The 21134-nt window shown below is 57.3% G+C and carries 19 protein-coding genes; 9 read left to right on the plus strand and 10 right to left on the minus strand.

What is annotated here, in order from left to right; all coding sequences use genetic code 11:
- The first annotated feature begins 137 nt into the window (after positions 1–137).
- The 3 genes from BFV97_RS14855 (at position 138) to cobO (ending at position 2228) form a co-directional block, all read left to right on the plus strand.
- Complete coding sequence (locus BFV97_RS14855) at positions 138–548, plus strand: DUF1330 domain-containing protein (RefSeq protein WP_069301183.1); 411 nt, start codon at positions 138–140, stop codon at positions 546–548.
- Positions 549–611: 63 nt separating this feature from the next.
- On the plus strand, positions 612–1487 hold the full coding sequence (locus BFV97_RS14860; RefSeq protein ID WP_069301184.1) for a 3-hydroxybutyryl-CoA dehydrogenase: 876 nt from the start codon (positions 612–614) through the stop codon (positions 1485–1487).
- A gap of 132 nt (positions 1488–1619) precedes the next feature.
- On the plus strand, positions 1620–2228 hold the full coding sequence (gene cobO / locus BFV97_RS14865) for a cob(I)yrinic acid a,c-diamide adenosyltransferase (RefSeq protein WP_069301185.1): 609 nt from the start codon (positions 1620–1622) through the stop codon (positions 2226–2228).
- Positions 2229–2255: 27 nt separating this feature from the next.
- Here the strand turns inward: cobO and BFV97_RS14870 are convergent, their stop codons facing one another.
- The 5 genes from BFV97_RS14870 to BFV97_RS19055 are packed head-to-tail and all read right to left on the minus strand — an operon-like array spanning position 2256 to position 9072.
- Positions 2256–3161: a hypothetical protein gene (locus BFV97_RS14870; RefSeq protein ID WP_069301186.1), complete on the minus strand. Its 906-nt coding sequence runs from the start codon at positions 3159–3161 to the stop codon at positions 2256–2258.
- Between the two features lie 44 nt (positions 3162–3205).
- Complete coding sequence (locus tag BFV97_RS14875) at positions 3206–5470, minus strand: glycosyltransferase family 2 protein (protein ID WP_083225671.1); 2265 nt, start codon at positions 5468–5470, stop codon at positions 3206–3208.
- Complete coding sequence (locus BFV97_RS14880; RefSeq protein ID WP_069301187.1) at positions 5463–6503, minus strand: glycosyltransferase family 2 protein; 1041 nt, start codon at positions 6501–6503, stop codon at positions 5463–5465. The genes BFV97_RS14875 and BFV97_RS14880 overlap by 8 nt, the downstream gene beginning before the upstream one ends.
- Positions 6500–7408 carry a hypothetical protein gene (locus tag BFV97_RS14885; RefSeq protein WP_069301188.1) on the minus strand — a complete coding sequence of 303 codons (909 nt, stop codon included), beginning with the start codon at positions 7406–7408 and terminating at the stop codon, positions 6500–6502. Before BFV97_RS14885 ends, BFV97_RS14880 begins: the two co-directional genes overlap by 4 nt.
- A gap of 5 nt (positions 7409–7413) precedes the next feature.
- Complete coding sequence (locus BFV97_RS19055; RefSeq protein ID WP_245667763.1) at positions 7414–9072, minus strand: hypothetical protein; 1659 nt, start codon at positions 9070–9072, stop codon at positions 7414–7416.
- 199 nt (positions 9073–9271) lie between these two features.
- Here BFV97_RS19055 and BFV97_RS14895 point away from each other — a divergent pair, with 199 nt between their 5' ends.
- Positions 9272–9808: an NADPH-dependent FMN reductase gene (locus BFV97_RS14895; RefSeq protein WP_069301189.1), complete on the plus strand. Its 537-nt coding sequence runs from the start codon at positions 9272–9274 to the stop codon at positions 9806–9808.
- Positions 9809–9949: 141 nt separating this feature from the next.
- On the opposite strand, the gene BFV97_RS14900 is transcribed toward BFV97_RS14895, so the two are convergent.
- Positions 9950–10378: a DUF1801 domain-containing protein gene (locus BFV97_RS14900; RefSeq protein WP_069301190.1), complete on the minus strand. Its 429-nt coding sequence runs from the start codon at positions 10376–10378 to the stop codon at positions 9950–9952.
- A gap of 75 nt (positions 10379–10453) precedes the next feature.
- On the opposite strand from BFV97_RS14900, the gene BFV97_RS14905 reads away from it, so the two are divergent.
- Positions 10454–11170, plus strand: a complete 717-nt coding sequence (locus BFV97_RS14905) for a helix-turn-helix transcriptional regulator (RefSeq protein WP_069301191.1) — start codon at positions 10454–10456, stop codon at positions 11168–11170.
- A gap of 71 nt (positions 11171–11241) precedes the next feature.
- On the plus strand, positions 11242–12504 hold the full coding sequence (locus tag BFV97_RS14910) for a lytic murein transglycosylase (RefSeq protein WP_083225672.1): 1263 nt from the start codon (positions 11242–11244) through the stop codon (positions 12502–12504).
- 51 nt (positions 12505–12555) lie between these two features.
- On the opposite strand, the gene BFV97_RS14915 is transcribed toward BFV97_RS14910, so the two are convergent.
- On the minus strand, positions 12556–13428 hold the full coding sequence (locus BFV97_RS14915) for a LysR substrate-binding domain-containing protein (RefSeq protein WP_069301192.1): 873 nt from the start codon (positions 13426–13428) through the stop codon (positions 12556–12558).
- A gap of 97 nt (positions 13429–13525) precedes the next feature.
- Here BFV97_RS14915 and BFV97_RS14920 point away from each other — a divergent pair, with 97 nt between their 5' ends.
- Entirely contained in the window at positions 13526–13822 is a 297-nt protein-coding gene (locus tag BFV97_RS14920) for a DUF6552 family protein (protein WP_245667765.1), read from the plus strand.
- A 42-nt stretch (positions 13823–13864) separates the two neighbouring features.
- Here BFV97_RS14920 and BFV97_RS14925 read toward each other — a convergent pair whose 3' ends face one another.
- Complete coding sequence (locus tag BFV97_RS14925) at positions 13865–16951, minus strand: ABC transporter transmembrane domain-containing protein (protein WP_069301193.1); 3087 nt, start codon at positions 16949–16951, stop codon at positions 13865–13867.
- Positions 16952–17065: 114 nt separating this feature from the next.
- Complete coding sequence (gene zapE / locus BFV97_RS14930; RefSeq protein WP_069301194.1) at positions 17066–18139, minus strand: cell division protein ZapE; 1074 nt, start codon at positions 18137–18139, stop codon at positions 17066–17068.
- Between the two features lie 88 nt (positions 18140–18227).
- Between zapE and BFV97_RS14935 the strand changes: the two genes are divergently transcribed.
- Positions 18228–19481 (plus strand): MFS transporter, encoded by a 1254-nt coding sequence (locus tag BFV97_RS14935; protein ID WP_069301195.1) that lies wholly within the window; start codon positions 18228–18230, stop codon positions 19479–19481.
- A 31-nt stretch (positions 19482–19512) separates the two neighbouring features.
- On the opposite strand, the gene trhO is transcribed toward BFV97_RS14935, so the two are convergent.
- A complete protein-coding gene (trhO, locus tag BFV97_RS14940; protein WP_069301266.1) occupies positions 19513–20421 on the minus strand; it encodes an oxygen-dependent tRNA uridine(34) hydroxylase TrhO in 909 nt (302 codons plus the stop codon).
- Between the two features lie 104 nt (positions 20422–20525).
- On the opposite strand from trhO, the gene pncA reads away from it, so the two are divergent.
- Positions 20526–21134, plus strand: coding sequence for a bifunctional nicotinamidase/pyrazinamidase (pncA, locus tag BFV97_RS14945; protein WP_069301196.1), 609 nt, complete (start codon positions 20526–20528; stop codon positions 21132–21134).

Below are 21134 nucleotides of genomic sequence, written 5' to 3' on the forward strand. Positions count from 1 at the left end.
TCCGGTTTTAAATGTTTTGGAAAAGCCCGCCCCTGTGGCGGGCTTTTTCGTTTGCGGGGATGACGTGGCGTTTTCTCCACAGATCGAACAGGCGCGGTTAGGTTGGGGCAAACAGCCAGAACCAACAGAGGCCCGCCATGAATATCGACCCGACCCGCGCCCAGTTTGACGCTTTCAAGTCCCTGCCCCGCGACCAGCCTGTGAACATGCTGAACCTTGTGAAGCTACGGGATCAGGCGGCCTATAAGGACGGTCGCAAAGCCACCGGCGCCGAGGCTTATAAATCCTACGGCAGCGAGAGCGGTCCGATCTTTGCCCGAGTCGGCGGCGAGATCATCTGGCGGGGCAGCCCGAAAGGAATGCTGATCGGGCCGGACAGCGAAAGCTGGGACATTGCCTTTATCGCCCGTTACCCCACGCTTGGCGCATTTCTGGAGATGGTCACAGACCCCGCCTATCAAGCCATCGTCTTTCACCGGCAGGCGGCCGTTGCCGACAGCCGCCTGATCCCCCATCACGAGTTAGAGGGCGGCCCCGGTTTCGGCTGAGCAATCGCTTGAAGCTTTCCGCGCAATGTGTAGATTGCTGCGCAGCAGCATAAAGGAAGCTTCATGGAAATCAAAACAGTCAGCGTTATCGGTGCAGGTCAGATGGGCAACGGCATCGCACATGTTTTTGCGCTCGCCGGTTATCAGGTGCGCCTGTACGACATCTCGCGTGAGGCACTGGATGCAGGCATGGCCGCGATCAGCAAGAACCTTGACCGCGCGATTGCCCGTTCCCTGATCACCGAAGACGACAAGGCCCGCACGCTGGAGCAGCTTTCCCCTGTCAGCACGCTTCAGGAATGTGGCGACGTGGATCTGGTGATCGAAGCCGCAACAGAGCGGGAAGCCATCAAACAGGCAATCTTTGAGGATCTTCTGCCCCATCTGCGCAAGAACACCATCCTGACCTCAAACACGTCGTCCATTTCCATCACACGTCTGGCGTCCCGTACGGACCGCCCCGAACAGTTCATGGGGCTACACTTCATGAATCCGGTGCCTGTGATGCAACTGGTCGAGCTGATCCGCGGCATCGCCACGGACGAAGACACCTTCCGCGCGGTGGAAGACGTGGTTGCCAAGATCGGTAAGACCAGCAGCACCGCCGAAGACTTCCCCGCCTTTATCGTGAACCGCATCCTGATGCCGATGATCAACGAGGCGATTTACACGCTTTACGAAGGCGTCGGCAACGTGAAGTCGATCGACACGTCGATGAAGCTTGGGGCCAATCACCCGATGGGGCCGCTGGAATTGGCGGATTTTATCGGGTTGGATACCTGCCTTGCGATTATGAACGTCCTGCATGACGGTCTGGCCGACACCAAATACCGCCCCTGTCCGCTGCTGACCAAATACGTCGAGGCCGGTTGGCTGGGCCGCAAATCCAAACGCGGCTTTTATGACTATCGCGGCGAAACGCCGGTTCCGACCCGCTAATCCGCCGCAGGCCGCTTTGAACCTGTCGCTGTGCCATGGTACAGGGACAGGAAAAGCGGCGATCATACTGTGATAAACACCGGCCCCGCGCCGGATCTGCCCGCACTGCCCAAGGGCTGAGGAGGACCTGCAATGACTGAAGATACCGAACGCCACGCGATGAAAATGGCCAAGAAGAAGGCCGCCCGCGACAAAATCATGGCCACCAAGACCGAAAAGAAGGGTCTGGTGATTGTCCACACCGGCAAGGGCAAGGGGAAATCCTCGGCCGCGTTCGGGATGATCTTCCGTTGCATCGCCCACGACATGAAATGCGGCGTTGTGCAGTTCATCAAAGGCGGCATGAGCACGGGCGAACGGGATTTGATCCTGTCGAAATTCACCGACATCTGTTCCTTCCACACGATGGGCGAAGGCTTTACCTGGGAAACACAGGATAAAACCCGCGATACGGAAATGGCGCAGGCTGCGTGGGAACAGGCCAAGTCCCTGATCCGCGACGAAAGCAACCATATGGTGCTGCTGGACGAGATCAACATCGCGCTGCGCTATGACTATATCGACGTGAACGAAGTGGTGGAGTTCCTGACCAACGAGAAACCGGAAATGACCCATGTGGTTCTGACCGGACGCAATGCCAAGGAAGAATTGATCGAACTGGCTGATCTGGTGACGGAAATGGAACTGGTGAAACACCCGTTCCGCTCTGGCATCAAGGCACAGATCGGCGTGGAGTATTAACCACCACGCAGGGTTTTACGTGAAACATCAGGCGTCCAGCATCTCGGGGTAGACGGGACGCCTGATTGCACGGATGTTTTCCATCCGGTCGATGTAGTAATTGTCATCGTCATAGGCATTTGACAGCGCCTCTACCAGTTCCGCAGGCCAGACATCCGGCACTGAATCATCCGATTTGGCCGGAAATTTTTCCTCAAACTTTTGGGCCAGCTTGCGGAGCTTGGGTTCGTCACTGGTCGGATGCTCTGCCAGATACGCCTGCATCAGCATGGCCCCTTTCAAAGACATTTCCGGCTGGGCATTGCCCTCTGCCGCCACAAGATCCTCTTTGTTGGTCACACCGGAAAACGCCTGTGCCACACTGCGCCAGATGTAGGGGAAATCCTCATAGGACCAGACGGTCACGGGCAGTTCGCTTTCCTTGCCCTGAACACGGTGCAGATATTCGGACCAGCGCAGGTCGGATGGGTCCGACTGATAGGCGAAATCCTGAAAGCTCTGCTTGGGATCGGCCTGCACCACCAGATTGTAGCAAGCGGGAAGAAAGCTCGCCGGATTGCGGGTGGCAAAGTAAAGCTGCACCTTGTCAGCCCCCACCAGACGGGTCAGTTGCACGGCGGTGGAACTGCCGCGCGGATAAAGCGTGCCTTCTTTCGTCGGACGCATCCACGATCCGCTGATTGCCGGACGGATGATCAGAAGCCGCTTGTAGGCCACTCCGCCGGACAATTCGGCCATCAGTGTTGCAGCCGTGGTTTCATCGGCGTTGCCCTTGCGCAGCGCCTTGATCGCAGCATTTACAGCAACTTCGGCAATTTCGGCGGCGGGCATGAAAATGCCCTGCTTTGCCAGCAGATCGCTGTTCTGCTCCAGATGGGCCCGCAGCTGTTCCTGCGCGGTCTGGTGGGCGCCATATAAGATGCGAAGTTCCAATGGATATTCCTGTTCACTACGTCCGGCTGCCTGAGCAGCAAAAGTTAATGGTTCGTCTCGCCCCGTTCAATGGTGAAAAAGAACTCCTCTTCGGGGTCTTTTGCAACCACCTCGTCAGGTACGCAATCCGGTCCGGTCAGAAACACATTGGCCCCGAAATGGGAATGGAGCCTTGAGAGTTTGCGCAGGCGCGGTCCGGTCAGCTCCTTGTAAAAGATGGTATATTTCTCCGTCTCGCGCAGTTCGTCAATCTTGGCACGGTGACGTTTGACCGCCTCGGCGTGGATGGCGGCGATTTCGGGATCAGCCAGCAGCTTGTCATACTCCGCCCGCAGCTTGGGCAGCATCCGCTTGATCGAGGTTTCCTCCTCGGCGTTGTTGTTCATGCGGAACCAGTAGGCCAGCCCCTGATCGCGGTCCACGTGGTTCACCCGCCCGCGATCGCGCTTGACCAGAAAACTTTCAGCGCTGCGCACCGCATAGTGGTTCAGCGACACCAGATCATAGCCGTAAGTCTCCGTCGTGGAGCGCCACGCATTGCGGTAGATGTCCTTGGGCAGGCGCTTGCCTGATCCGTTGACCCAGTTGATCTGCTCCCACAGTTGCGGGTTCAGTCCCTTGGGACGATGCACGCCCATCTTCTTGAACAGGCCGACGTTCCGGTACAGTGTTTTGAACCCCCACGCCTGATGGGGTTTGTTGGCGAACTCCGGCGCACAGCGGTCAAACCGTTCGGTAATCAGCTCGTCGCGGTATTCGTCCACGTCAGCATTGCCAAACAGCCGCCACGTCATCGCGATCATATTGGCGTCAGGCACCGCCTTGAACAGCGCATCCAGCGTCCCGTCCCCGCATTTGATGTTGATAAACTCGTCCACATCCATACAGACCAGCCAGCCCGCCTTTTGCATCACCTCTTCACTTTCGGCAGCTTGCAAGGCGGCATGCTGGGGTTTCAAACCGCTTTTCTTAAACGGGTTGTCCCGATGCTGGACCAGCCCGCGCTTTTGCAACAGGTCGAGCATGGTGTCCGTTCCGTCCGTACAATCGTTGGTATAGACCAGAAAATCGTCAAACCCGATGGCGCGGTGATAGGCCAGCCACTCCAGAATGAACGGACCTTCGTTCTTCATACAGGTGACAATCGCCGCGCGGCCCCGTCCGGCGTCTTTCTCCGGCTTGATTTCAGGCATGCGGACCGGCTTGGCGCCAAAGTGTTTGCAGGCGATCCGAAGCAGCGGTTCATGCTCCACAAGGCTGGATTTTGGCACGATCTTGGCAACCGAGGGCGTCGGGTGGCGCAGGGACATAAAGCGGTAGAAAAGACGTGCATCTTTTACATCCATCGCCACATTGCCCACGCGGATCAGGCGCCAGATTGCACTGTCAGAGGCCTGCGCGGGCGCGATACACCAGCGTTGCTTCAGCTTGCGGGCATCAAATTGCACACAGATATGATCCCCGAATGTCGCGGGCGCGTTCTTGCGGGTGCGCCACGGGTACACATGCCGTCCCGCCAGCGGAATACAGCCCGAGGGGGCAGCAACAGCCGCATCAAACAAGGTCTCCGGCCCTTCGCCTTCGACCATCAAGTCGTAAACGTCGATATTTGCAACCGCGCGGGCCGCACCAAGGAAACGATTGCGAATTTGTTCGTAGATCAAGACCTCCCGCAGGGGGGCGGCCCAAGGATCAGACGCGGGAATCTCCATGCGGTCCTTACCGGGCGCATCAGGTGCGCAAAAGGGATGGGATTCTGCCGGACGATCCGGATGGCCAAGCGGCGTTGCCCCGTTCAGCAGCAGCACAGTGCAGGGCTGTGGCAAGGCTTTCACCCCGTCCCGCAGCTTGCGCAGGAAACCCTTGTCTTTTCCCGGCTCTGCACGGTCCAGAATAACCGCCCCCTGCAAGCCGTGATGGTTCACATGATAGGCCAGCCAGTCCAGCACCGCACCTGCGGTCTCTCCGTTTCGGATCGACACAAAGCAGTTCTTCTGGCCAAAAATACTCGTTTCCTGCGGTGCGGGATCAATCACAACCGGCGTATCGGCAAAGACCATCTTTAACGGCCCTGCGGTTTTCTCTGCCTCGCAGGTCCACCACATGGCCCCGCCGATGCTACGGGTTTCCAAAACGCGCAACCCCTCACCCGGAAACACCCGCAGCGTGTCTGCATCGCTGCGAAAAAACAGCTGCACGATGCGCTTGCCTTCACGGATTTGCGAAACCGCGTCCAGTAGGACAATCCCTTCAGCCTCAACCACGCCAAGGCTGCGTTGGATCAACTCGTTTCCGGCGGGATTACCCATTGTATTGCATCGCTCTAATCTGGTGTTGAATATAAATCTGCGCCCGTTTTCGGGGCGGTGGCGTGCTGCCCGCCAGCAGGCCAAGCCGCCAGATCAGCCGGATATTGTCCAGATCGTCAAGCATCCGGTCAATCCTGCGCTGGTGTTCCGCACCACAAGCAGCATGAAGCCGCGCCACGTCAGGCAGGGCGCAAAGCTGGTCGCGCAGCACCGCTGTCATTGGGGCCATCCGCGCGATACTGTCGTCCGTCACCGTGTTGAAATTCCGCTCGGCCCAATAGGACAGGTCAATGGCGCGGTCCATGTGGTTGGGCAGGCCCCGCTGCGCCTTAAGCATGAATTCCTGCGCCGACCGCACAGAATAATGATTGAGATAGGCAATCGGCGCGTCCGTGTCGAGCAGACCATAAAGCGAGATTGCCTTGTCGTTGGCCGCCACCCCTTCCGGCAGGGGCTGGCCGCTTGACACATACCAGCGCGGCACGCGGTTTTTCTTGTTACGCGGGCGATGCACCCCAAGCTGGCGAAAGGATTTCGGACGGAACAGCGTCTTGTAAAGATTGGCCAACGGATAGTGGATGTCCCGTGGCGCGGCCTGCACGAACCGCTCTGTCACCGGAGCGGTGTCAAACCGTTCCTGCCCCGCCGCCCCGAACAACCGCCACGGAAAGGCAATTGCTTCGGCATCTGGCAGGGTCGCCACCAAGTCTTTCAGGCTTTTATAGGGCTCTGGCAGATTCAGATATTCGTCGCAATCAAAGAACATCACCCAATCCGCAGATTTCACCAGCGGATGATGTTTGGCAATGTTCAAAGCCTGCCATTGCACGGTTTTCTCAGCGGTATAGTCGAACGGCAGATGGGTGATCCGCCCGTCAGCGGCCAAAGCCTGTAACAGCTCCGCACTGCCATCATCGCAATCATGGGTCAGCACCAGCATGTGATTAAAACCGGCCGCCAGATGATGGGCCAGCCAGTCCAGCACATATGGCCCCTCATTGCGCAGACAGGTAACGCCGAGAAGACCGCTCATGTAGATTGCCCCGCTTCCAGACGCTTGCGCCGGTTGCGAAAGGCTTTTTGCAGCTTGGGCACCCAGACCTCGCGGCCGCGCCGCCGCATGTAGTTTTCCATCTGTGTTTTATAAAGATACACCGCCCCGCGATTGCGGATCATCTGGGCAAAGCGTTGCGGGTCCAGCGTGCCGATGACACCCTCTCCCATGACAGGTTTCAGCGCACCCAGCCTGCGCAGAAACAGGGCAGAGCGGTGGCCAAACCCGTAGGCCCGCAGATGCACGACATTATCCCCGATCAAACGGGCCGCATGCTGGCTGTCAGTGGGTTCGTAAGGGTCGTAAATCACATAGACCTTACCAGCGGTTTCCAACGCCGCCGCCCCGTCCCCGTAAGGCAGGGACCAGTCGTATTCTTTCCCCTTGGCATAGCGGTTTTCCCACGGGGCATGATCCTCGATCAGGGTGGATTGCGGACTGAAGGCGATCACATTGGCGCCTGGCACAAGAGCGGAAAACACCAATGCGCCAAAGCCCCCCATAGAGGCCCCCGCCAGCGTGACATAGTTGAACTGCGCAAAGAACCCATCGTCCCGCAGCTTTTCCAGTCGGGCAATCAGGCGTTCATCGCGAAACCAGCTTGGCCCCTGTGCAAAAATGCCCAGATGGGACCAGTTGTTGTAGTTACAAAACCCCGATGCCCAGGCCTCGCGGTCGTATCCGTCGTGTCCGGCCTCTGCCAGATTGTCAAAGCTGATCACAAGCTGCCCGAGGCTGCGTTCCACATAGCACAGGGAATGGCTGCCGAGCTTTTCGTAAAAGCCGTCCCGCTCTCCGTCGGGATAAATATCGCGGTACCAGTCGGGAATGATCCCGCGCTCGACCTGTCTCTCCATCTCTTCAGACATGATCTCTTCAGACATGGGCCCTACCGTTTCTGGACAACCATAAGCTGGTCCTTGCGGGATTTGTCAAAGCCGACCTGATAGATGAAACACCCCGAAATATGTTCTCTCAGGGCGTTCAGCTCATCCGCGATTAAAGGGTCGGAATGGCTGAATGCACCGCCTTTCTGATAACCGTAGAACAGGTCGGCGGTTTTGGTGAACCCCGGCTTTTCCATATGCTTGGGCTGCCAGCGCAGGTTTTCGATGGTGTAAAACCCGCCCGACGCCAGTTTGGGAAACAGTTCCAGAAAGGCACCCTGCTGATGATGAGAGGCATGGCTGGCGTCATCCACAATAATATCCATCTGCGGCAGATCAGTGGCCGCAGCCTTGATGTTTTCGCGGCTGTCCATATCGCAGTTCACATAGGTGAAACGGGGATTGTCGAGCCAGCTAAAATCCGAAATATCCAGACCGTAGACCTGCGCCTTGGGGAAATATTCCAGCCACATATGCACGGAAGGCGCATCATTGGTGATCCGCTCTGCCGCGACTTCATGTTCCGGCCCGCTGTTCAGCAGCCCCATTTCCAGCAGGTTCAGCTTGCGTCCGCGCAGGGGCAGGAACAGCATCTGGTACAGCTCTGTGTAACGGTGTTTCGCAGAGCCTTTGTCCGTGCTGTATTTATTAGCGATGTCAGTCAGATTAACCTGCCCGATCCCCACCCGTGCCGATGGGTCCAGCGGCGCGACCTTGGCAGCAACGGGCGCGGCTGGTTTCTTTGGCTTGGCGGTTTGTTCAGCCGGTTTGGGCTTATCTGCCGGTTTGGGCTTTGCACCCTTCGGGGCCTTCGCTGCTGCCAGTTGCGCCTTTGACATGGGCAATGGCGCCTGTGCGGGGTCGATATTATGCTTTTTGATCAACTGCCCGAGCAGGCTTTTGGGGTGCGGTTCGCCGCCCTCTTTTTCCACCAGACGGGCCCGCATCCGGCGGCCATAGAGATGGATGGAATAGGTGTTTTCGGTCACATAAGGCGTGGTGTCAAAGTTGCGCTTTAACATCATGCGGCGGTCTTTGTAGGTGAAAGGATACAGTCCTTCCTGCGGCAAGGCGTATTTTGCTTCGCCTGTCTTATGCAGGAAATGCGTCACCGCATGAGGCCCCCAAACGCCCCAAGGTTGTTCGGAGGCGTGAACCGGATTGCCAGCGTCGCGGGCTTCCTCCAATTCGCGGGTGTAGTCGTCACCGTACCATGTGGGGATGGCAAATTCGTCTGATGTAAATTCCAGCAACTCCCCCAGAGTATCGCAGTCCGAGGGCAGACCAAGCACACCGCCGTTGATGTGTTTGTCCGATTCCCAGCCGTAAAAATGGCCGTTGGGCGTTTCAAACCGCTTCATGCAGTAAGCATCGGTATCCGCCCAGATGGTATCCTTATTTTGCTCCAGCATCTTGTAGCGAAACAGATCGGAATGCAGCGCGGGCGAACCGGTGCGGGCGTGGGCCAGAAAATCCGTGCGGGGCAGAACCTCGGCCGCATCGGCAAGCTCCATTCCGTCGGGCACGTTGCGCAGGGGACCATAGTGGTAGAGCTTTACGTGATGACCCGCATCCACAAAGGATTTCAGGCACAATTGCTCCAGAAAGCTGAGACTGCCTTCCATCCACAATGCCGCAATTTGATAGTCTTTGCCTGCCACGATTCTGTCCCTTTGTAGACCGTTGTCATTTGTTTTCCACACCATAGGCGGCGGTGCGGCAAGCTACAATCAAACAGCCGATACCGCGGTCAATATGGTTGTCGATGTTGTAATATGGCAAAACCGCAAGCGCAGCGGCAGAAGGGCTGGACATATGCGCTGGTCGTCGTATGTGGGGGAAAACCAGAAAGGATTGACTATGGCCGACCCGAAACTTCTTGTCATTTGCGGCTCTTTGCGCGCCGGATCGCTGAACCGGAAACTGCTGGATCAGGCGGTGGCGGCATTTGGACCGGCAGAGGTGACATATGCCAACATCCGTTTTCCGCTTTATGACGGAGATTTGGAAGACGCCGAAGGCATTCCCACAGAAGTACAGACATTGCACGGGCAGATGCAGGAGGCGGATGCCATTGTCATCGCAACGCCGGAATACAACAGCAATATCTCCGGAGTGCTGAAGAACGCACTGGATTGGGTCAGCCGCGCAAAACCGATGCCAATGGGCGACACCCCTATTGCAATTTTATCCGCAACCGGCGGGCGCACCGGCGGTGTGATGGCGCAAAATTCCCTGCGCCAGTGTCTGACGCCCTTTCAGCCGATCGTCCTGCAAGGCCCGGCGGTGGCTGTGGCCTCTGCCTCAGGTGCGTTTGACGAAGAGGGAAACCTGAAGGATGAGCGCTATGTCAAAGCGGTGCAAAAGCTGATGGACCGGTTGCGCGCGATTATCTGACCGGCGATAAAGTGGCGGAAGATCGAACGCCCAACGCACTGAATTTGCTTGGCTTTCCCGATTATCACCCTGCTTATATGAAGCGTCTTATATGACGCGTGATATATGAAGCTTCATTTATGAAGCGTCTTGTATGACGCTTCATATTTGCAGGGTCATCTGCGCCACTGTCAGCCGCGCTTTGGGCAGACGTTTGTATTGCAACCCGTGCAGGATCAGAAACTGCAACTTTTCTAACACCTCCGGCCCCAACTTTTCCAGATAGACCGCACGGTTCCCGTCCAGTTTGAAATCCGCACCAAAAACTGTGGCAAAATCGCTGATAATACTGCTTTGGCAATGGGCAAAAATCGCGGCTTGTCCGGTTTTTCCGATACCCAAGCGCAGACTGCTCCCCCTCTTCACCAGATAGGCCGGCTGCCCCCAGCGTAAGGTTTCCGTCACCGGACCAGCCTCTATCGCCACGGCACATTGAAAAATCAAACGCCGCACGACATGCAGTTTCTCCCGTTCTTCAGGGGCAAAAGTATCAAACGCGGCTTGAACCTCTGGCGGGGGCAACGGGGTCATGGCTGGCTCCTTTATTGCCACAAGACCACAGCGCTACTGTCACTTTCTGTCAGCACGCGGTAGTATCCTGACACTATGGCAAAATCCGAACGCATACTCCAGTTGATGCAGCTTTTGCGGTTGCTTCCTGCGCCGGTTCAGGCGGCCCAACTGTCTGCCGAACTTGGCGTGTCCCTGCGCACGGTCTACCGCGACGTGGACAGCCTGCGCCGCGCGGGGGCGATCATCGACGGGGCGGCGGGCTTTGGCTATACGCTGGTGGAGGACACCGCCATGCCGCCGATGCTGTTTAACACGGACGAAACCGAAGCGCTGGTGCTTGGCCTGCGCGAAGTGATCGAAATTGGGGATCCGGTCCTTGCGGATGCAGCCCGCAACGCGCTGGCAAAACTCGCGGCGAGCCTGCCAGACCGTCTGTCGCGCCAGATGCAAAACAGCGTGCTAAGCGCGAAACGCTTTCACAGCCGCCCCGAAATCACCGTCGATGTCGCGACCATCCGGCAGGCCGCCCGCGACGAGCAGGCGATCCACATCCATTACGGCGATGCCAAAGGTGCACAGACCGAGCGCACCATCTGGCCACTGTCGATCATCTTTATGGACCAGACCCTGATGCTGCTGGCGAAATGCCAGTTGCGGCAGGATTTCCGCGCCTTTCGCGTAGATCGCATCCAAAAACTGGCCCCCACCGACCAGTCCTTTCGCCCCCATCGCACCAGCCTGTTGCGCGATGCTCTGGCCTCTGTCCAATCCGAAGAGGCAACAGATTGCCCACCGCCCTTCCACACATGATTCTACTTTTGCCACAGCGGTTTCCCCGCTATGCTTTGCAAAAAACCAGGCGATCAGAGCAGGAGCATCGCATGCTAAAACGTGGAATAAAATTTGTGGCCGTGCTGGCATTCCTCCCCAGTCTGGCCTTTGGTGCCGCTGTGGAGACGTCCCCGCCGCCACCGGCCAAACCGGATCAGGGGGTGTTGATGGCGCAGACACAATCCGGCTTTGAACAATGGGTGCGCAGTTTCAAGGCCCGCGCGCTGGCCAACGGCATTTCGGCCCGCACCTATGACCGTGCTTTCCGAGGCGTGAAGCTGAACACACGGGTCATCGCTTCCGATCGCAAACAGGCGGAATTCTCCCGTGAGATCTGGGATTATCTGGACACTGCGACCTCTCCGAAACGGGTCAGGAACGGCAAGGCGATGGTACGCAAGCACAAGTCCAAACTGCGCCGGATCGAAAACACCTACGGGGTGGAATGGTCCGTGGTTGTGGCGATCTGGGGGCTTGAAAGCTCCTACGGTGAGAATATGGGCGACATCAACATCATCGAGGCGCTGGCCACGCTCGCCTATGAAGGGCGCCGCCGCAAGTTCGGGGAACAGCAGCTTCTGACCGCGTTGAAGATTATCCAGAACGGCGACATTACCCCGAACCGTATGATGGGCAGCTGGGCCGGTGCGATGGGCCACACGCAATTCATCCCCACCAGCTATGACGCGCTGGCGGTAGATTTCACCGGCGATGGAAAACGGGATGTCTGGGACCAGCGTGATCCCTCCGATGCGCTGGCATCTACGGCGAACTATCTGCGCCGCAACGGTTGGGTCAAAGGCCAGCCTTGGGGAATTGAGGTACAGCTCCCCAAAGGCTTTAACTATGGCAACGCCTCGTTGAAGGTGAAGGCAACACCGGCGCGTTGGGCCGAACTTGGCGTGCGCACCATGTCGGGCGGTAAAATTCCCAACTACGGCAATGCGGCGATCCTGCTGCCTGCGGGCGCTGATGGTCCGGCCTTTGCTGTGTTCAAAAACTTCTTTGTTATCAAGCGCTACAACAACGCCAACTCCTATGCGATGGCCGTCGGGCATCTGGCGGACAAGATCAACGGCGGCGGCGAATTTGTGCGGGACTGGCCCCGTGGTCCGGGTGCATTGCGTCTACCTGAAAAGCTGGAAGTGCAGGAACTGCTTATCAAGGCGGGCTATGATATTGGGGAACCGGACGGGATCATCGGCCCGAAAACGCTGGATGCGATCAGCGACGTTCAGCGTCGCGCAGGGCGCCAACCCACCGGCAAGGCGGATCAGGACGTGCTGAAATTCCTGCGACGCGCCATTCGCTAAGACATAACGCGCTAAAATCTATCAACGCGCGGCTCCACAGGCCGCGCGTTTTTAACTTTCAGCCCGCGATTGCAACCAGTTCTTCACGGCATCTATCGCGGCACCCCCAGCGGCGCGGCGCTGTGACAGAAGATAGAAATCCTGCTCTGCCTCAAGGCTTTCGGGAACCACTTGCACAAGATGCCCGTTCGCCAGTTCCCGCTCTACAAGGAACCGGCTCACAAGGGCCACCCCCTGCCCCGAAACAGCCGCGTCAATCGCAAGGGCTGTCTGGCTCAACCGCATACCCCGACCCGAATGATCGACAGCCCCGATGTGGTCAAGGAACGCTGGCCACAGGTCATGAGAATCATGCAGCTTTACAACCGCGCCCAGCGTGTCCCGTGACAGTGGAACAGGCATGTCCGCTACGAAAGACGGGGCAGCAATGGCAATGATCTGCTGTTTGAACAGCCGTGTCGCCTCTATCGCTGCCCCGAATGGCGGCTTGGCCAGTCGCACGGCCAGATCTATTCCATCACCATGAAAACTGGAAGTTTTTTCGGTGGCGAGAATACGCAGGTCAATCTCCGGATACCGCTCGGAGAATTCAGGCAGGTTCGGAATAAGCCATTTAGCTGCGAATGTGGGCGTCACGCTGATTAGCAGTTTTTCGGGCTCGGGCCGCAGAACCTCTGTTGCTGCGCGCAATTCGGCAAAGGCTGCTGCAATCCTGTTGTGATAGGCCCGCCCTGACGCTGTGAAAGCCACACCTTTGGGCAGACGGTCAAACATCGGCTGGCCCAATTGGGATTCCAGCAAGCGCACCTGCTGGGCCACAGCGCCTTGAGTCACGCCCATTTCTTCGGCTGCTGCGCGAAAGTTCAGATGCCGCCCGGCGACCTCAAAGGCCCGCAGCGCATTCAGAGGGGGAAGATTGCTCATCTGCCAATAGTATTCCTACAGTCACGAGAAATCAAATCTGACGTGAAACACCGCCCCCTCCAGCCTACATCTGGATTAACAGAGACCGGAGGCTGACATGGCTATGACCCTTATTCCATCATCTACACCTGAAACCGACAGTTCGCAGCAGGCTGCAACCAATCCTCTACCAAGACCGTATGATGCGGCTTTTGTGATAAAATGGGTTGCCTCCATCATCCAGATACTCGGCTATACAGCCACGGGTTTTGGCTGGACGCCGTGGAACCTGTATTTATTCCTCGTGGGGGTGCTGGGCTGGTTTCTGGTCGGGGTGTTGTGGAATGACCGTGCAATCATGCTGATCCACAGTGTCGCCTTGGGCGCGATGATCGCAGGGATGAGCAGCGGCTGAAACCTTGCCGCTGCCCTGCCGTGCGCCGCGTTGATGGGGCTATTATTCGTCCAGTTCGGACAGGTCGAGTCCCTTTTTCACTGCAAATTCCCGTGCGGCGCGGGCGTTTTCCGCAGCGCCGATCAAGTGTCCGGCGACGGTGCGCAGCAGGCTGGTGGCAACATTGGTATCGTTTTCAATCACCGCCAACAGCTCTGACGCGCCGATCCGCAGGAACAGCGAATCTTCCATCGCGATCAGGTCCATCGCCCGCTTTTCGTTCAGGATAATGGCCAAATCCCCGATCAGACGGCCCGGTTCAATTTCAGAGACCAAACGATCTTCGTCGCCCTCGGTGGCCCAAAAAATCCCCGCCTTGCCCTTCACACAAAGATAGGCCGCATCCGGTGCTTGGTTGCGCGCAAAGATCACCTGCCCCGCCTTGGCCGGATACCACTGTGCACTAAAGGCCAGCAGTCTTTGCTGTTTCTGGTCGAGATTGGCGAAGAGTCCGGTCTGCGCCACCACCCGCAACTTGCGTTTGAGATCTTGTTTCGCGTCTTCATCCGCCGGTTCTTCAACCCGCCGCACACCGTCGATACGCCCGTCCACGATCTCTACATACAGGTCGTAGAGGTCGGGGTTAGAGAAATGATTCTCGATGAAAATCTTGGTGGTATCGGGCATCAGCGCACCGATCCTCTCGCGCATTTGTGCCCGTTTTGCGGAATCATGGCTGGCCAGCGCATTGCCCAGGATCAGGATGTCGGGTTTCTTCATACCGGCCCGGCTGAAGGCAATCCTTTCGCGGAAAACCCGTGGCAGGTTCTGCCCGCCCGACGTGGTCACAAGATCATAGATCGACTGGGCTGCAAGCCGCCGCAGCCCGTGTTCGTTCAGCACCTCAACGACAAGATCCTCGACCTCCCGCTCCCGCGCGCCTGCCATCCGCGAAATCCGCCCGAAAATCGCATTCCCGAGCACCGTCATCACCGGCATATAGCGGTCGGGGTGGATGGTTTCAAACAACCCGTCCAGTTCCGCCACCAGATGTTCCCCGTTCTGCATCCGGATGTCCAGAACCCGCTGCTTGAAGCTGTCGGTGAAGGCGGGGCCAATCTGTTCGGCGCTAAAGGCGAAGGGCACGGTTAGCATCAGGGCAAACTCTTCGGGGGTCAGCGCGTCATTCCCCTGCTGTCGGCGTTTTTTCGTCACCGTGCGCAGCTTGTGATACAGCGCGTCATCCATGTTAAGCTGGCGGAACAGCGGGTGGTCGGTGGCATCCTCGCCAAAGGTGGCAGCCACCCCTTCGATCAGGCTGGCGGACATTTCCGCCACTTCGTCAACGATGTTTTCTTTCTTGAGAATGCTAAAGAACTTGCGCTGCTCCGCCAGACTTTCCTGCGTCAGCGCCCGCGTCGGCACCGCATACAACAGGTTGCTGCCCAGTGGCGAGACTGGGTTGAACTTGCGCGGATCGAAATGATGGACAATATCCCCGAGCCCCGCTTTCTTTAGCCTGCGGGCGATTTCGGGCCGTAACTCCACAATTTTGTCGGCCAGTTCGCGCTGGCTATCAGGGTCGAGCCGATGGCGTAACGCACGGCGCACCATAAACTCGTCGATCCCCATCGCCTCGCCCAGATTGAACCACCAGTCGCGGATTTCGTCTTCGTCCTTAAACCCTGCCAGAGACGGGTCAAGCCAGTTCACCCCAAGCGGATCATCACAGTTCCCAGCGCGGCGGGCTTCTTCCTGCCAGCGCTGTATTTCAGGGGAAACATCGCTTTCAATCAAGGGTTTGCGGCGGAAGGGCATCAAGAGGTTTTCGCCCATCGTGCCTTGGAAAATCTGGGGAACGGGGCTGGCATACCCGATCCGGTTCGCGACTACAGACTGGTGCAGGCTGTTGAGATCCTGCCCCGCAATGCGCACCCGCCCCCGCGCCGGCAGCACCTCTCGGGTTAGCAGATCGGCAAAAGCCAGCGCGGCAGTTTCACTGGTGGCCTTGATCGCCACACGCGCCCCTCTGGGAATGGTCAGGGTGATGTCCTCAAGCACAATATCACCGGAGTCATCGCGCACAGTGACGTCACTCAGTTCAATATCACCGCACAGGCTTGGGATTTTATCCGGTTCGCCTTCAAACAGGCTGTCATCCACCAGCGTTTTCGGCGCAAAGCGTTCGGTCACAATCTCCCAGCGCAACCCCATATCCTGCACCTGATTGTAATACATCAAAAGTTCCTTCCAAGGCGAAGAAAGGTCCTTATACGCCGCAAGGGCAGCTACCAGCGCGCCCACGGTAATCTGCCCGTTGATTGCCAGATAGCCACCGACCGAGTAGAAAAAGAACGGCGTCAGTTGGTTAATGAAGTTGTTGAGAAACTTCATGAAGAATTTCTTCTGATAGATCTCAAACCGGATGTTGAACAATCTGCCAAGCCGGTCAGAGAACTGCGCCGTGCGATAGCGCAGCCCGCCGTTTGTGCGAATGTCACTGACACCCGCCGCTGTTTCCCCGATGTCAGAGGCCAGATGGCGCACTTCTTCGATGCGGGATTTGTTCAGCAGGTTGATCTGGCGTTGCAGTCGCGGAATCAGCCATGCCTGCAAGGGGATCAGCGCAACAGAGGCCAGCCCGAACCAAAAGCTCTGGGCGAAAAGGAAGGCCAGAATCGTGATCATCTGCCCCGCCTGAAACACCGGCTGCGAGATCATATCCCCCATCAGACCGCCCATCGGTTCGGCCTCGGATGTGACCATCGCCACCAGTTCGCCCTGACTGGTCTGGCGGAAATAGGGGCGTGGAAACCGCATCATTCGGGTCAAAAGCTGGAACCGGAACCGCCGTAACAGACGCTCTGCCAGCACCCCTTTCATCGTGTTAAGGCGCATTTTCAACAGACCGTTGGTCAGCACTGCAAGCAGAAAGCCGAAACACAGGACCATCAGGAACTGCGTCTGGCTCAGCGTGATTCCGTCAAAAACAATGTCCTCGCCGCTGCCCCCGATAGCGTCATTGATGATCCGCTTGGGCAGTTCCAGACTGATATAAAGCACCGGGAACGTGACAATTGTCAGCGCAAGCAGCAACAACTGGCTGCGCTTGGAGTATTTCCAGATGTATCGGAACAGGCTTTTTTCCATTCAGGAATTCCTTAGGCGGCCGCAGCCGGCGATCAAGACACAGCTCGCAGACACCCGCAAACAGGGGTTAGTTTACCCGATCGGCAGGTCAGGGCAATCAAACGGTTTTGTGAGCTAGGGTTTCCCCCAGTCCGCGCTCATCATTTCGCGCAGACGGCTGGCGGTGCGTTCAAATTCAAAAGCACCCTCGCCTTCCTCGTAAAGCTTTTCCGGTATGGTTGCCGCACTGGCGATCAGTTTGGTCCGCGCCTCATAAAGCGCATCGACCAGCGTGACAAACCTTTTCGCCTCATTGTTGTTGGCACGGCCCAGTCGCGGAATATCCTTAAGGATCAGAACGCGGATCGCTTCAACAATGGTAAGGTAATCCCCGGGACCGAGCGGCTGGCCGCACAGGTCGCGGAAAGTCGCCATAGCAACACCGTTATGATAGGCAGGCAGGCGGATTTCGCGGGATTTATGGTGCAGCACCAGCGGCTCCGCCTTGCTGCCCGCCACATCTGTCCAAACCCGCTGGATCGCCATTTCAGCGGCATTATCAATCGGCGTGAAATAGGTTTTATGCCCCTCAAGCCGGTTCTGCCGGTGGTCCGTCTCACTGTCGAGGTTATAGACCTCCATCCGCTGTTTGATCAGTTCGATAAACGGCAGAAACAGGTTCCGGTTCAGCCCGTTCTTATAGAGATCATCGGGATGGCGGTTAGACGTGGTGACGATCAGGACACCCGCCTCGAACAGTTTTTCAAACAGACGTCCAACGATCATCGCATCGGTAATGTCGGTGATCTGCATTTCGTCAAAACACAACACGCGGGCGGATTTCACAACATCGGCAGCAACTGGCTCTATCGCATCTTCCACCCCGTTCTTGCGGGCTTCGTGCATCAGGTTGTGGATTTCCTGCATGAAAGCATGAAAATGGACGCGACGTTTCTTCGGCTCTTCCAGAGAGTCAAAGAACAGGTCCATCAACATGGATTTCCCCCGCCCGACCCCGCCATAAAGATATACTCCGCGCACAGGTTCAACTGCCTTGGAAAACAAGCCGCGAAACCCTTTTTTTGCCGGCGCAGCGGACAGGCGTGCGGCGGCGTCTTCAAACAGTTTCAGCACCGCCAGCTGTGCGGGATCTTCGTGCAGGGCACCGCTGGAGACCCGCTGTTGATAAATATCTGTGATGCTGCCCATAACGTTTCTGCCCTTGCACAGACTGGTCGATTTTGCTCTGTCACCCCTAACAAGACGCTACGGGCTGCGCAACGCAGTATGGGTTCCGATGAGACAACACAAACAGCCGCTGTTTACCCCGATCCTGATCGCAGGGTGCCTGATCCTGATGACGGGTTTCTCTTTGCGGGCCAGTTTTGGCGTGTTCCAGATCCCCATCGCCACAGAATTCGGCTGGCTCCGGTCCGAGTTTTCTATGGCCATCGCCATCCAGAACCTTGCTTGGGGTATCGGCCAGCCCATATTCGGCGCAATTGCCGAAAAATTCGGGGATCGCAAGGCCATCTTTCTTGGCGTGCTCTGTTATGCTGCGGGTTTGTTGCTAAGCAGTACGGCCACCACACCGGGGGCACATCAACTTTATGAAATCATCATCGGCTTTGGCATCGCAGGCACCGGATTTGGCGTCATTCTGGCCGTCATCGGGCGTGCGGCGAGCGATGAGAACCGCTCTCTGACGCTTGGGATCGGAACGGCGGCAGGGTCTTTGGGACAAGTGATCGGCCCGCCGCTGGCTGCAATCCTGCTGGCCTATATGAACTGGTCGCAGGTCTTTGTGATTTTCGCCGCGATCATCATGCTGGTGCTGGTGCTGTTGCCCATGCTGCGTGCCCCCGAAGCCACCAGCACCGCAGAGCTGGAAGAGACCATGTCCCAGATCCTGCTTAAAGCCTTCAAAGACCCGTCCTATTCGCTGATCTTTCTGGGGTTCTTTTCCTGCGGCTTTCAACTGGCCTTTATCACCGCCCACTTCCCCGCTTTTGTGACCGAGATGTGCGGTCCCATCGGGCAGGACAGCCTGCTTGCCGGAATGGGGATCACCAGCACCTCTGCACTTGGGGCGGTGTCCATCGGGGTGATCGGGCTGGCCAATATTGTCGGGACGGTTACGGCGGGTCTGCTGGGCAAACGGCTGAGCAAGAAATATCTTCTAACCTATATCTACATCGGCCGAACCCTGTTGGCGGCGTGGTTTATCCTGACGCCCATTACGCCCGTGACCGTGCTGCTGTTCAGCTTTCTGATGGGGTTGTTATGGCTGGCCACCGTTCCGCTGACCTCGGGGCTGGTGGGGCATATCTACGGGATGCGCTATATGGGGACGCTTTACGGGATTATCTTTCTCAGCCACCAGTTGGGCGGCTTCCTCGGCGTCTGGCTGGGCGGTGCGCTTTACGATCTTTACGGCAATTACAATATGGTCTGGTGGGTTGGCGTCGGTGTCGGCGCGTTTTCCGCCATCGTGCATCTTCCTGTGAAGGAAATACCGCTAAAGCTGCGCGTCTCTGCGGCGGCGGGTTGAGTATTTTTGGAACATTGAAGCCGGTGTCGGTTTAAGAACCGATATGCTGTTTGCCGCGTTTTTCGGCCAGGGCCACCTGCTTCTGACGTTCGCGAAAGCGTTCTTTCCGCTCTTCGGAGTGGCTGTCGATACACTGGTGGCAGGAGACGCCTTTTTCATACTCGGGGCGCGCGAAATCTTCGGGTGCCAGCGGCATCCGGCAGGCATAGCAGAGTTCGTATTTCCCTTCTTCCAGCCCGTGTTTCACGGATACGCGGCTGTCAAAGACAAAACATTCGCCGTTCCATGTGCTGTTCTCTTCCGGCACATTTTCAAGGTATTTCAGGATACCGCCTTTCAGGTGGTACACGTCCTCAACGCCTTCATTCAGCAGGAAGTTAGTGGATTTCTCGCAGCGGATGCCGCCGGTGCAAAACATGGCCACTTTCTTGTTGTGGAAGCGGTCCTTGTTTTCTTCCCACCATGCGGGAAATTCACCAAAGGATTTGGTTTGCGGATCGACAGCGCCTTCAAACGTACCAATGGCCACCTCATAGTCGTTGCGGGTGTCGATCACCACCACATCGTCGCGGGTGATCAGATCGTTCCAGTCCTGTGCTTCGACGTAGTTTCCCACATTGGCAGTCGGGTCTACATCGGGTTGCCCCATTGTGACGATCTCTTTTTTCAGCTTCACCTTCATGCGCAGGAACGGCATTTCCGAGGCATAGCTTTCCTTGTGTTCAAAATCCGCACAGCCCGGCAAGCTGCGGATATGGGCGAGCACGGCGTCAATTCCGGCCCGTGGGCCTGCGATCGTACCGTTGATCCCTTCAAAGGCCAGCAGCAGCGATCCTTTCACACCGCCCGCATCGCAGACAGCCTGAAGCGGCGCTTGCAGGGCTTTGTGGTCCTCAAAACGGGTAAAGTGGTACAGGGCTGCGACTACGATCTTTGACATGGCGCGCATATAGCCTTGTCTGGCAGGAAATTCCAGTGGCAAAGCAGCACGGTTGACGAAGCGCCCCCTGCACCACATAAATTCGGGACAACAGGGAGACAGCCATGCCACAGGCCACGAGCACCGCTTTGATTATGATCGACATACAGAATGATTTCTGTCCGGGCGGAAGCCTTGCGGTGGAAGGAGGCGACGAGATCGTCGAGACCGTGAACGCCTTGCAGGACGATTATCCCGTGCGCATCCTGACGCAAGACTGGCATCCGTCGGATCACAGCTCTTTTGCGGATAATCACGAGGGTGCAGAGCCATTTTCGATGACAGAAATGTCCTATGGCCCGCAAGTGTTATGGCCGCGCCACTGTGTGCAGGGAACGGCAGGGGCTGCCTTCAAAAGCGGCTTGAATACCGACAAGGCGGATTTGATCATCCGCAAAGGCTTCCATCCTGAAATCGACAGCTATTCCGCCTTTTTTGAGAACGATCACAAGACCCCGACCGGACTGGAGGGGTATCTGAGGGAACGGGGAGTCAGCAAGCTGGTGATGGTCGGGCTGGCGACTGATTTCTGCGTTCGTTATTCAGCCGTTGACGCAGTGAAACTCGGGTTTCAGGTCACGGTCCTTCAGGACGCCTGCCGCGCCATCGACATGGACGGCTCGCTGGCGGTTGCGCTCGAAGAAATGGACAGCCTCGGCGTATTGCTCAAGTAG

The sequence above is a fragment of the Neptunicoccus sediminis genome, assembly GCF_001719615.1.
Taxonomy (GTDB): Bacteria; Pseudomonadota; Alphaproteobacteria; order Rhodobacterales; family Rhodobacteraceae; genus Amylibacter; species Amylibacter sediminis.